This is a genomic window from Thaumasiovibrio subtropicus (assembly GCF_019703835.1).
Taxonomy (GTDB): Bacteria; Pseudomonadota; Gammaproteobacteria; order Enterobacterales; family Vibrionaceae; genus Thaumasiovibrio; species Thaumasiovibrio subtropicus.
In genome coordinates, this window is sequence record NZ_AP023055.1 from 522,439 (window position 1) to 535,147 (window position 12,709).

General features: G+C 46.0%; 12 protein-coding genes. 1 reads left to right on the forward strand and 11 read right to left on the reverse strand.

The window, feature by feature from the left end; genetic code table 11:
• Positions 1 to 2 precede the first annotated feature (2 nt).
• Both TSUB_RS18635 and TSUB_RS18640 read right to left on the reverse strand, forming a co-directional pair.
• Positions 3 to 275 (reverse strand): phosphopantetheine-binding protein, encoded by a 273-nt coding sequence (locus TSUB_RS18635; RefSeq protein ID WP_087019008.1) that lies wholly within the window; start codon positions 273 to 275, stop codon positions 3 to 5.
• Between the two features lie 62 nt (positions 276 to 337).
• Entirely contained in the window at positions 338 to 994 is a 657-nt protein-coding gene (locus TSUB_RS18640; protein ID WP_087019006.1) for a beta-ketoacyl synthase chain length factor, read from the reverse strand.
• A gap of 559 nt (positions 995 to 1,553) precedes the next feature.
• On the opposite strand from TSUB_RS18640, the gene TSUB_RS18645 reads away from it, so the two are divergent.
• Positions 1,554 to 3,452 carry an alkaline phosphatase D family protein gene (locus TSUB_RS18645; protein WP_087019004.1) on the forward strand — a complete coding sequence of 633 codons (1,899 nt, stop codon included), beginning with the start codon at positions 1,554 to 1,556 and terminating at the stop codon, positions 3,450 to 3,452.
• Between the two features lie 97 nt (positions 3,453 to 3,549).
• Here TSUB_RS18645 and TSUB_RS18650 read toward each other — a convergent pair whose 3' ends face one another.
• From TSUB_RS18650 to TSUB_RS18690, 9 genes are all read right to left on the reverse strand, one after another.
• Positions 3,550 to 3,969 carry a hypothetical protein gene (locus TSUB_RS18650; RefSeq protein WP_087019002.1) on the reverse strand — a complete coding sequence of 140 codons (420 nt, stop codon included), beginning with the start codon at positions 3,967 to 3,969 and terminating at the stop codon, positions 3,550 to 3,552.
• Positions 3,966 to 4,910, reverse strand: a complete 945-nt coding sequence (locus TSUB_RS18655) for an ABC transporter ATP-binding protein (RefSeq protein ID WP_087019000.1) — start codon at positions 4,908 to 4,910, stop codon at positions 3,966 to 3,968. The genes TSUB_RS18650 and TSUB_RS18655 overlap by 4 nt, the downstream gene beginning before the upstream one ends.
• Positions 4,907 to 5,731 (reverse strand): ABC transporter ATP-binding protein, encoded by an 825-nt coding sequence (locus TSUB_RS18660; RefSeq protein ID WP_087018998.1) that lies wholly within the window; start codon positions 5,729 to 5,731, stop codon positions 4,907 to 4,909. Before TSUB_RS18660 ends, TSUB_RS18655 begins: the two co-directional genes overlap by 4 nt.
• Positions 5,732 to 5,985: 254 nt before the next feature.
• Positions 5,986 to 7,155, reverse strand: coding sequence for a D-alanyl-D-alanine carboxypeptidase family protein (locus TSUB_RS18665; RefSeq protein ID WP_087018996.1), 1,170 nt, complete (start codon positions 7,153 to 7,155; stop codon positions 5,986 to 5,988).
• Positions 7,156 to 7,732: 577 nt separating this feature from the next.
• Positions 7,733 to 9,037, reverse strand: coding sequence for an ATP-binding protein (locus TSUB_RS18670; protein WP_221274648.1), 1,305 nt, complete (start codon positions 9,035 to 9,037; stop codon positions 7,733 to 7,735).
• On the reverse strand, positions 9,025 to 10,470 hold the full coding sequence (locus tag TSUB_RS18675; protein ID WP_221274649.1) for a PAS domain-containing protein: 1,446 nt from the start codon (positions 10,468 to 10,470) through the stop codon (positions 9,025 to 9,027). Before TSUB_RS18675 ends, TSUB_RS18670 begins: the two co-directional genes overlap by 13 nt.
• Before the next feature lie 8 nt (positions 10,471 to 10,478).
• Entirely contained in the window at positions 10,479 to 11,411 is a 933-nt protein-coding gene (locus tag TSUB_RS18680) for an ABC transporter substrate-binding protein (RefSeq protein ID WP_087018992.1), read from the reverse strand.
• 110 nt (positions 11,412 to 11,521) lie between these two features.
• Positions 11,522 to 12,079, reverse strand: a complete 558-nt coding sequence (locus TSUB_RS18685) for a nucleotidyltransferase family protein (RefSeq protein WP_087018990.1) — start codon at positions 12,077 to 12,079, stop codon at positions 11,522 to 11,524.
• Between the two features lie 59 nt (positions 12,080 to 12,138).
• A complete protein-coding gene (locus TSUB_RS18690) occupies positions 12,139 to 12,678 on the reverse strand; it encodes an isochorismatase family protein (protein WP_087018988.1) in 540 nt (179 codons plus the stop codon).
• Positions 12,679 to 12,709 lie beyond the last annotated feature (31 nt).

Consider the following 12,709-nt stretch of genomic DNA (forward strand, 5'->3'; position numbering starts at 1 on the left):
AATCAGCTGACTTCAGTATTAGAAATGTATTCACCGATATGTGTCGCAAGTGTCGCGACTGATTTGAAGTGATTACGAATGTTTTCGTCATTCGTTTCAATCTTAATGTCAAAGTGATTCTTCAGCGCTAAGCCTAGTTCCAATGCATCAATTGAATCTAAACCTAAACCATCGTTAAACAATGCGTCATCACTATCAATATCTTCTGGAGTGATATCTTCTAGATTTAGTGATTCAATGATGATTTTTTTGATTGTAAGCTCTAAGTTTTCCATATATTCCTTCCCTATTAGTCAATAATGGATTGTTTTTCTGTTTATAAGTTATTAGTAATAATTTATATGTTGAATTTGTTCGTCGTGCCTTTTTGGGCTTGAAGAAAAAACTGGCTACCTAACGTTACTGTTTGCGCACCTATCTCATTGAAAATGAGTTGGTGTTCATCACCTGCTTTTAACAGCATGGCAAGCGCATGATGGCTGGGCGCCATTTGCTCGCCTTTATTGAGCATATCAGGGCAGGGCTCATCAAAATCGACTAATAAAACCGTCGCATTTGGCTTGCCATGCAAATACGCAAACGCTTCAATGAGGCCGCTTCTGATACTCTCACTGCCCGCGCAAATTGAAGTGACAGGCAAAGCATTTTTAGTCGCAATGGTATAATGGCCAGAGGCAGTGTTGTGTACACTTTGTGAAAACGCTGTAGGCGAAATGGGTTCTTGTTTCGCAATTGTCGTTAAAATATCAATGGTGCGATTTATTTCTCCATGTTGACTGGTGAAAATAATAAAGTCGACCATCTCATCATAAGAGGCGTCCATCGCAACCTGGACGGCCATTTTTGAAATTGTGCTCATCCTTCTTTTCATGCCTGCAGGTATCTTGCAGACCGGAAGAGTGACATTTTTGTCATTAGAGTAATGCTGAAGAATATTCTCCTTATCTTTATAGAGGTAATGCCATTTTTTTATATTAAAGCTGACTGTGTCCATAAACGTCTGCTCTAGGTGCGTGTCGAAATAAATCGACGAGAAGAATGTAGATATAGGTTATCTGGAGTGCCGTTAGTAATAAATATGTTTAGAAGTAGGTTTCCAGCAAAAAAAAATATTTTGCGATTCCGTCGATCTTCATATGAAATATTATGTGTCTTGTTGCATTTTGAGCGCGATAAAGGTCATGAATAAAGTGAGGTTTTATTGATTTTTTTGTCAAAAAACAACGACTAACTATGCTTTATGGGTATTTTGTTGGCTTGTGTTCTTTGGCACGGTGTGATGCTTTAGGTGGAGGGTGTATGCTTTTTGGCCGTTTCGTCTTCGCTACTGCTGGTTGGTTGGATGTTTTCTTTGAGAGTGCAGTGGACGGCTGATTGGCAGTAACAGTAAAATAACATTGATTCTGTATTAGCCATACTCAAACCACCTCAAGATGCTTGTTCAGCGAGAATTTCTTGGCTTGTAAACAAGGCAATGCTTTGAAGGTCTAGTGGGCTAAATCAAAGACAGTATACCAACACAAAAGTAACAAAAGGATAAAGCAAAAGCGATTATGTCCATCCCACTTTTCATCGCAGGTCCAATTCTACGTGCTGTTACGCCGCACCAAGTCGCTATATGGTGGACCAGTCGCGAGTGTTTGACAGAAGGGGAGCTTCTGATTCAGCACAAGGGCGCTGTACTGGCTAATTTACCATTGAACGCATGCCATCAAATCCAAATTGGTGAGCGAGCATGGGTAACGTTGGCCACTGTAGCCTTGTCAGTGCCTCAAGACACGGTGTTGACCTACGATATCGTGACAAAAATGGGATGCTTACATGAAACAATGCCTCATATGGCGACAAAGGACGGCATTGAATTCAAGTGTGCGTCACGAGCGGACTACCTTTTGCATGGTTCTTGTCGACACCCCCATCATGCGTGTGGTGATGCACTTGTCGCGGCGAAAAAGAAGGTAGCATCTCAAAATGTGCTAGATAGGCCCGCGTTGTTGATGATGAGTGGCGATCAGATCTACGCCGATCATGTCGCTGGGCCTATGATGCTAATCTTAACTCGCGTCATTCAGTTACTTGGTTTGAAAACTGAAACACTGCCCGGGTGCACTTACCCTTGTAGTGAGACGTTGCAATCCAGCCACCAACATATCAATGGTCGTGAATCTGTGCTGCCAACGCACTCAGTGAAGCGCTGGTTTGGGCTTCAGACGCGTCAAGAGCCTATTTTCAGCGCGAAAGATATCGACAACCATCTGATTAGCCTTAATGAGTTCCACGCGATGTATTTACTGGTGTGGTCTCCCGAGCTCTGGAAAGCGATTGATTGGGGTGAGGTTGCCGATTATGCCAATCAGCCATCATTTAGTGATAAAGAGCGAGAGCGATGGTATCAAGAACTCCTACAACTTCGCGCGTTTGCCGATGGCTCCAATGATGTCCGCTGGCTATTGTCACGTATACCCACGTATATGATCTTTGATGATCATGATGTCACCGATGACTGGAACCTCACTGTGGGCTGGGAACATGCCGTATACGGGCATCCTCTCACTCGCCGCATTGTAGGGAATGCATTGATTGACTATTGGCTCTTTCAAGGGTGGGGAAACAACCCAACACAGTATGATGATGCGTTTATTACCGCGATGAAAGACGGCATCGCGCGCCCGGGTAGCGCAACGCACCAGAAGGCGGTTGATCAAGTACTAGCATATCAGCAATGGCACTACACCATAGACACAATGCCGAAAGTGGTTGTTTTGGATACCCGAACCCGTCGTTGGCATTCTGAAAGTAACTTGAATAAGCCCTCTGGGCTGATGGATTGGGAGGCATTGGTAGAGTTTCAACAAGCAATCTTGAATCAGCCTTCGGTGGTGATTGTGTCAGCTGCCCCTATGTTTGGCGTAAAATTCATTGAAACACTGCAAAAGGGCATGACAACACTTGGTTACCCACTGCTTGTCGATGCCGAAAACTGGATGGCGCATCGAGGCGCAGCGAACACCTTGATGAGTATCTTTACTCATACACGAACACCGGAAAATTTCGTGATTTTGTCTGGTGATGTGCATTACTCCTTTGCTTACGATGTGAAGATTCGTTCTCGACGTTGTCGTCCAAACATCTATCAGATCACCTGCAGTGGCTTTCGGAATGAGTTTCCTGAGCCGCTATTGTCGATTTGTGAAGGGCTTGACCGTTTTCTGTATAGTCCCAACTCGCCGCTGAACTGGTTAACAAAACGAAAACGGATGAAGATTTTAAAACGCGATCCCGACACCGCTGGGCGTAAACGGCTTGTAAATCGAAGCGCAGTTGGCGAGCTATTTCTGTCCAAGTCTGGTGCGCCGGAGAAAATACAAATACTTCAAGATGATGGCAAGCAGGTCGCATTTCCTGCGTTGAGCCCTAGCAGGGCATTGAGGCGACGCCGAAAGCGCAATTAGACGACCTGTCTTTTCGTGCTGTCACCATCGCAATGAGCGAGCGATGGTAATCAGTCTGCTTCGGCGCGTTGACACTGTGCAGTGGGCAGTTTTTTCTCTAGGGCGCTTGTAGATCTGCGGGCAGATTTCGGTGTTGCTGGCTGCTCATAAAGGCGATATGCGCTGAAATTGCCTCTTCGGTATTTTCACCGGAATGCTGTGCGCATTCTAATAACGCGACGATTAAGTGATCGAGGCGTTGTAGGCACCAAAGTCTGACTTCATGGGTATGACTTTGGTCACTTGCCATGACTTGCAGGTAGCTATAGGCGAGCTGTATCCATGATGCCGCTTGTTTTGGTTCGCTTTTGTTACTTCGATAGCATGTCATACAAGCCATGTACCACTGACCAATTGCTTGCTGTTTCAGTGGCGTGAGTGGGGCATCAAAGATGGCTTTAGGGGTCGCAATTAACCAGCCCTCTAGGGCTGGTTGTAGGTTGCTTTTCGATTCTAACCATTCGGTGATCGATATCATGCAGCGTTTTCTCCGGCATTTTCCCAGTGACGAACAAAATGGTTGTCACTCACCTCTGAGTACTCAGGTTGCGGTAGAGCGCTGAGCTCACGGATCTTTTCGGCATCGACTGAATAGTTCGGTGACTCTTTCAGTAAGTTGCCAAAAGGAAGATCAGGGTCAGGGACAGCTGATATCAATAGTTTAGTGTATGGATGTTGTGGGTTGGTCAATATCTTACGCGTATCGCCCCATTCCACGATTTGTCCCCGATACATTACCGCCGTTTCTTCAGCAATGTAATGGGCTGTGGCTAAGTCGTGCGTGATGTAAAGGAACCCGATCCCCATCTTTTCTTTCATTTCTTGCATAAGATTCAACACGCCTAGACGGATTGAAACATCCAGCATTGAGGTGGGTTCATCCGCAAGAATCACTTTTGCGCCGACAGCGAGGGCACGCGCAAGATTAACACGCTGGCGCTGACCACCACTGAGCTGATGCGGGAATTTTTCGAGTGTGTCGTCATCTAACTCGACGAGTTTAATGAGTTCTTCAAGACGCGGGCGAATCTCTGCTTTTGATTTCACTTGATTGTGGATCATCAGTGGGCGCGTTAAATGGTGTGCAATGGTATGCGTTGGATTCAGTGAACCAAAGGGGTCTTGAAAGACCATCTGCACTTTACTGCGATAATCTAGGATGTCGGCACGGGTTTGGATCTCGGTAATGTCTTTGCCCTTATAGAGGATCTCGCCTTCTGTAGGGCTGTGTACCTTCGTTAAAATACGTGCGACGGTACTTTTGCCACAGCCTGATTCCCCGACCAGTGCGAGCGTCTTACCGGCATGAAGGTCAAAGCTGATGCCGCGTAGGGCTTCAAATTGCTCTGTTTTACTGAAGCCGCCACCCATGGTGAAGGTTTTACGCAACTCTCTTACCTGAATAATGGGTTGTGTCATGCTGGCGTCTCCTCGTGTACTTCATGGATATTCGGGAATGATGCCCATAACTTTTGCGTATATGGGTGCTGAGGGTTGTTGCGGATCTCTTTCGAGCCAGCGACTTCAACCAACTGGCCTTTGCGCATAACCGCAACACGATCGCAAAGTTGGGTCATGAGTGCGAGGTCATGGGTAATGAATAGAATGGAGAAGCCAAACTCTTCACGAAGCTGGAAGATTTGTTGCAGAATCTCACGTTGAACAACAACGTCTAACGCGGTTGTTGGCTCATCCATGACAATCATTTTGGGATTGAGTGATAGCGCGATGGCAATCACAAGACGTTGTCGCATTCCACCACTGAATTGGTGTGGATAGTCGAAAAGGCGGTCGCGGCTAATGTTCACCAGATCAAGCATCTTTTCTGCGCGCTCTATCGCCTCTTCTCGGGTAAAGCCGAGATGGTGGCGCATAACATCAACAAACTGCTCATCGACGGGTAGAACAGGGTTGAGTGAGTTCATTGCACTCTGAAATACCATCGCAATGTCCTTCCAGCGAATGGCATTAATCTGTTTTGACGTTTTCTTCAGTAAGTCATCGCCTTCAAAAAGGATTTGACCACCACTGATAAATGCAGGCGGCTTGTGAAGCTGGTTAATGGCAAATGCTATGGTACTTTTACCACACCCAGATTCGCCCGCGAGACCGAAAATCTCCCCTTTACCAATGTCGAAACTTACCTTGTTTACAGCGCGAAAATCACCCGCATCTGTAATGTAGTCCACATCCAAATCCCGAACCTGCAATAGCGGGTCCGGATGAAATGCGTTATTCATATTGCTCTCTCCCTAATAACAAACGTAATGCAAATTATTATCAATGCGTTTTGCATGCAAGTAGTGTCACCAAAAGAGTGAGCCGCTTCACGACTTTATTTTTAAAGCCAAAAAAGTGTTTGCTTGAACTCGGTTTAGGTTGTCATGCGATAACGACGTACAAAGCACGTGAACTGGCGCAGAGGGAAGGAGTATAGAAAACAAAAAAAAGCCAGCGACGGAGTGTCGCTGGCTAGACGGTTTTGGGCATTTAATTAGCTAAACAGGCCTTTTAAGAAGCGAATAAACATATCTTTTATACGTGAAAAGAAGCCACCTCGTTCGACATCTTCTAGTGCCACTAAAGGCACTTCAGTGATCACTTCATTGTCGAGTTGGTAGACGAGTCGGCCAACTTGATCACCTTTACGAATCGGCGCTTCTAGCTCGCCAGATAATTCAGCGTTTGCCACAAGATTGTTGCGTTGACTGCGCATCACTGTCACGAAAGTATCTGAAGGGACACCTAAACTGATTTGCTCTGCGTCGCCCATCCAAATACGTTCTGAAACAACTTCTTGTCCTGCTTTATGCGGTGAAACGGTTTCAAAGAAACGGAAGCCGTAGTTGAGAAGTTTTTTTGACTCAGCTTCGCGGCTTCGCGCGCTACTGGTACCCATGACGACACTAATGAGGCGCATCTGCCCTTGGGTGGCCGTTGAGACTAAGTTGTAGCCGGCACTTTGGGTGTAGCCAGTTTTCATACCATCGACATTGAGGCTGCGATCCCAAAGGAGGCCATTGCGGTTGTTTTGGGTGATCCCGTTGTAGGTGAATGATTTTTCACTGTAGTACTGATGTTGTGCAGGGACATCACGGATAATGGCTTGTGCCAACACTGCGATGTCGCGCGGGGTTGTGTAGAGGTTTTCTGCATCTAAGCCATGCACGTTACTAAAGTGGCTTGATGTCATGCCGAGGGTGCTTGCCCAAGAGTTCATCAGGCTGACAAAGGCATCTTCTGAGCCAGCAACATGCTCAGCCATAGCGACACTGGCATCATTACCCGACTGAATGATGATACCGCGGTTAAGGTCTTCGGCTTTTACGGTTTTTCCAACTTCAATAAACATCTTTGATGAGTCAGGGAAGTTACGCGCCCAAGCGTTTTGGCTGATAACGACATTATCTTCTAAAGAAATGTTACCGCGCTTGACTTCTTGACCGATGACATAGCTCGTCATCAGCTTGGTTAAGCTCGCTGGGTTGAGTGATTCATCAGCGTTTTGTTGCGCAAGTATGGTGCCTGAGTGGAAGTCCATCAAGATATAGCCCTTAGCGGCAATCGACGGAGCGTCAGGAACGACAGTTGGAGCGGCCATCACAGAAGCGGAGAATAAGGTGGAGAATGTAACAAGTCGCAGTGATGCGGCGGCGTATTTCATGGAAAAACCTTTGAAAAATTGAATGCGTTAATGGTTTCTGCGTTAAACGTAACTGACTTTGCAGTTTGAACAAAAGATAAATTGCAACTATCTATTTCAGATTGACATAATCTCGTTACGTCGGTTGCAACTTGTTCACATTGGGCGGCAGTTAGCCGCAGTTAACGTCAGATAGATACCTAGGCAATCTCAGGTGGGGGTGTGCTCCTCGTTCCTTGAGATCGATTAGGTATATACCTCATTGGCTCAGGCCATCAAAATGAAGCGCTTAAGGCGTCCAAGTGTAATACCTTTCGATGACACATATTTGATTAGCGACCTAGCATGTAAGTGTTCAGCGAACGCTAATGTTTTTAATCCGTTCCATTATGCGGGCTCTATAGCTTGCGTCAATGTTTCTGTCTAAGAATACGAACAAGATGCTAAAAAGTGCTCAATTGCGACGAAAATGCTTTTTCAGGCGCAATTTGGAAGTACTTAGGCAAACACAGTAAAGACAATGAAATGTCAGAAAAGTGCAATCTTTATTGAAAACATAGTAGCGAGCTCCTCAAAAAGGCAATGCAAAGTGGAGGTTTTAAGCCACAGGGCGGTCTTGACGGGAAGCAGGTTGTAGCCAGCGCTCGAGGCATGCCTCTAATGTTTCAATGGCGAGTGGCTTGCTCAGATAGTCATTCATCCCCGCATCTAAGCAACGTTGTCTATCTTCGGGCAATGCATTCGCCGTTAACGCAATGATGGGCACGGTTCGATAATAGTCCCCGACTTTTCCTTCCCGAATCAACGCAGTGGCTTCATAGCCGTCCATAACGGGCATCTGACAATCCATTAATATCATGTCGAAGCGTTGGTGCTCTTCAGTGAGTGTATCAAGGGCCTTATTGCCATCTACCGCAAGTCGATGCCGCATTCCGATCTGGTCGAGCATCGCTGTAATGACTTGCTGATTCACTTCGTTGTCTTCAACAATGAGCAGGTATTTCGGTTGCAGTGACGACGGCTGTAGTTTTGTCGTCATCGAGGATGGCGCAGGCGGAGAGGCGATGCCTTCTTCGAGCAAATGTACGATGGCCGTTGGACAAAAAGGCACTGTAAGGGTGTGATCGCAGCTTGCCAGTATCGGATTTGGACGAATCTTGGGGTGTGATGGTGGGCTGAGACCGATGAAGTTAGTCTTTGGAAAACGGTTCTTCATGCTGATGAGACGCGCAAACAAGGCGTGTTCAATGTTAAGGGTGTCAATAATGACATTCGTGTGATCTGCTATTGCTGAGAGTATTTCATTGGGGTCTGAAATGACGCTAAAAGGTAAAGACCACTGTTGACAATGTGGCTCAAACAAGCGGCGAATTTCTACCGCGGGTGAGACGAGCAAGAGATTCTTATCGCTAAGGTTGATTTCGGTTGTGTCATTAATCTCAAACTCGTGCAACGGAATGCGCAGGGAAAACGTGGTGCCTTTTTCCAGTGCACTGGTTGCTTTTATACGTCCATTAAATAATTCGAGTAACTGTTTTACAATACTCAGCCCCAGTCCAGTACCACCATATTTACGGGTCGTTGATGCATCCGCTTGAGTGAATGGCCTAAAGAGCTGCGCCTGCTGCTTTTCGTTCATTCCTATGCCTGTATCTTGCACAGAAATGAGTAATGTACTGTTTTCAAATGTAGCGCGAATCGCGACATACCCTTCATTGGTAAATTTAATCGCATTACCGATCAGGTTGACCAATATCTGTTTAATGCGCGTGGGATCTGATTCAATACTGATAGGGAAGTGCGGTGATATTTCGAGAAGAAGAGGTAAGCGTTTCTCAGCGGCTTTTACTGCCATCACTTTGGCCGTTTCGTTTAATAGTTGAGTGGGATTTATGGATTGCACATCCAGCTCAACTCGACCCGCTTCGAGCTTAGAAAAATCGAGTATATTATTGATGACATCGAGCATGATCGATGAGCTGGACTGAGCCAAGCTGAGGTATTCACTCTGTTTTTATTGAGATTTGTATGAGATATTAATTCTAACATACCCATGACCCCATTCATTGGGGTACGAATTTCATGGCTCATCGTTGCGAGAAAAGTTGACTTAGCTTTTACCGCATCTTCCGCCTGTAAATTTGCCCGCTCTAGTTCAATATTTTTTTCTTCGAGCTCCGTGGCATAGAGGCGGATTCTCTCTTCGTCTCGGTAGCGTGATGTGACGTCTTCAATACAGGCAAAGAAACCGTTCACTTGGCCATCAGTGTCAATATCTGGAATGTAACGCACCTGAACGAATCGCTGTTCACCTTGGGGCGAGATGATTTGACTGTCAAAGTTGACAGTAATCCCGCGCAATGCCTGAGAAATATGAGGGCGAATTGTTTGGAATGTCAGTGGTGGCAATAGCTCATCAACGCGTTTGCCGAGAATATCTTGCTCGGGTTTGCCCAACCACTCCCGGTAGTAACTGTTCATAAACTGATAGCGTAGATCTTTATCCGTGTACGCGAGCATCACGGGGATACGTTTAATAATGGTGTCGATATAGCGACGAGTTTGAGTGAGCTCATTTTGCTTTGTGACTAAGTCCTTGACGTGGGAGTTGTAGCTGTCAACGAGGACCTGTATTTCTCGATCAAAAAACGCGTCGACAGGACGTAACCCTTGCGAGCCAACCTGCTGTGCTAATTGTTTAAGAGGCTTAATGAAGACGTGCATTTGCAAGTAGATCATGGAAAGAAGCAGTAACATAAAGCCGATAAAGGTGACGCCCATGTAGTACCAGAAACGTGAAACTTGGAAAGCAATGTCGGAGCTGATGTCATACTCAATAAAGATTAAGTAGGGGCGCAGGCGGTTGTATGTCGGGTTGATCATGTTGACCCGACGCAAGATGTTAAGGTGGTTTTGATCCTCTGCATTTTGCTTGGCAAAGATGCGCTGGTTGTCGCCATTGGCAACGAAGAGTTCAATCTGATTAGAGAGAACGGGGTGAAATGCCGCCACGGTTGACATGTCAATATATTCATTGTGGCTGTCAGCAATGATGGTTTGACTGCTCGGGTTGATAATACTGAACCGCACGATTTCAGGTTCAGAAGCCAATATCGTAATGGTACGAATTAAGTTCGCGTTACTGGCGTTGTTTTCAACTGCAAGCAAAAGCGCATTAATGATGTTGTCGATATTTTTGTTTGCTGCATATTCGGTCTGCGTGCGGCTTTGCTGATAGTAAAAAGCCCCGATGATGAAGCATGTGCAAACCACGATGAGAATCGTTAATGCGATAAGTTTGACCGTGATCGATTGCCTAAAGAGTTTGCGAGACATCAGGGGTGTTACTCCTTGAGGCTAAATAGAGCAACGGTATGATCACAGTTTCCATCGAAAGCCCCGGCATAAAGCAATACCTCGCAGACTTGGTTTGCTGTGTCGTTGATTTTATTATTTTTTAACAGGAGATCCTGTTGCTCTTTGAGCGAGAGGATTTTTAAACCTTCCATGCTGGCGATAAATTCATCGCTGTGGATACGTTGGCGCTTGGCCATAATAGCGATAGACGCTTCGGGATGTTCAGCATAATAGTTGATGACTCGGGTCCATACACGATGAAACTTCTCGATAAAATGCGGGTTATTGTCGAGCACTTCTTGGGAAACAGAGACTACGTCAACGACTTCCCCCGGAATCATGGCACTGTCGAATAGGGTAGAGAAGTGCTGGTGACGCAGTAAATCCACTGAGTAAGGGGCGTAGGTGACGACAGCGTCGAGCTCATCGGAGAGCATTAAATACTCCGTTTCTGACTGTTCAACATTAATCAGTTGCACGTCATCGAGGCTGAGGCCCACGCTTTGTAATGCGCGCGAGAGGACATATAGACCCAATGATCCCACTTCCGCGCCGACACGTTTTCCCTTGAGTTGTTCTGGCGTCTGAATGTTATTACCGATAATCACATCGGCACCATTAGAAAAATCGATGACTAAAATGACACGGGCGGGCTTGCCACCTAAGGGCGCAATTTGCACTGCTTCAATCAGGGTGCTGGTGATGCCTTCGACATTGTTGTTGACATAGACGCTTTGCGCGTCAGATAAACTGGCCACTTGAACCAACTCAACGGGTAAGCCTTCCTCCTCGAAAAATCCTTTTTTCTCAGCGAGATGAAGAAATTCATAGCCAGGCCAAGGGTTGATAGCAATGCGCACTTTCTCTTGGGGTTGTTCACAGCCAAACAGCAGGAAAACAAAACCAAAGATCCAACGCATACCACACTCCCCAAAAACGCAAATGATACTTAAAGCAAATTTAGTATTGCCTGATGTTAAGTGTATACCTTTTCTGATGACTTATAGGGATTTGGTGCATAAGGCGGTGGTTATTCTGACATGACAATACGCAGTTCTGGCCACTTCTGGAGCCATTGGTTGTTAAGAACATGGTTCATCATTGCTTGTCGAGATCGTTTGGGATTCAAGGTCACTTCTCCACGAAACAGTGATGCTAGGCCGAACGGCGAGAGGATTTCCAACTGTGTTTTGTCATTGAGGCGAACAGCAATGGCCGACTCTTTTTCGGTGAGGTGTGCCAAGGCGTCTTCAGCGCTTTTGTAAGGAGAGTCTTCGTAAGCGGTGTGGGTGGTTGCCATATTGTCGACTTGCCAAAACACGTCAGCGTGGATTTTTCGGAGCAGCAACTCTATCTCTTTTCCTTTTACCGTTTCGGGGTCGTTAGGCGCGAAATAGATGACTTGTACCCTTGAAATCGGTGATGGGCTACGTTGATGAAGATGATCCCAAACGAGGTGTCGTACAAAATCGCCCGCGAGATAGCATTGCGGAAGGGGCAACTGACTGACGAGTTTGAGTAAATGCAGGCGAGTCTTATCTTGTTGTAAAAGCGCACATAGAGACTGCTTTAGTGCTTTATCGCTCATAATGTTATGCCTCTATTGCATCGGGATGATTGTAGGCCGTGCTAGCACGGCCCACAGGGTTATTTTAAGAGCGCTTGAATATCACGAAAACGAGGATGGTCGGCTGTTTTCATCAGCTCAAACAACGCCATTTCAACACTGGTGATCGGAATGCCTAGTTGAACGAGCTTTTGAATGGTAATGTCCTTTTGGTAGCGCTGTCTTGAAGAGGTTGCGTCACAAAGCAAGCTCACCAAGTAATCTGCTTGGTAAAGATCTAACACGGTTTGATAGACACAAATATGGCTTTCTATACCGCAAACCAGCACATGTTCGCGATCGAGCTGGTTGAGCATTTGGCTAAATTCCGCTGTTTGGTAACAGCTGAAGGTCATTTTTGCAATCGGGGTTTGATCGCTTAAGTGCTGGCTTACCTCTGCAATAGTAGCGCCTAATTTTTGCGGGTTTTGTTCAACCCAAATAATCGGTATATCCAGTAATTTGGCACCTTGCACCATGATAGAAAGGTGCTTAAACAGCGCGTCTTTGTCATCCATGCATTGTGCTAGTTTGCCTTGGACATCGACAACAACGAGCACAGTATTATTGGTGGTGGTCATGTGGTCTCCTTATACGCACTCTTTAAAAATA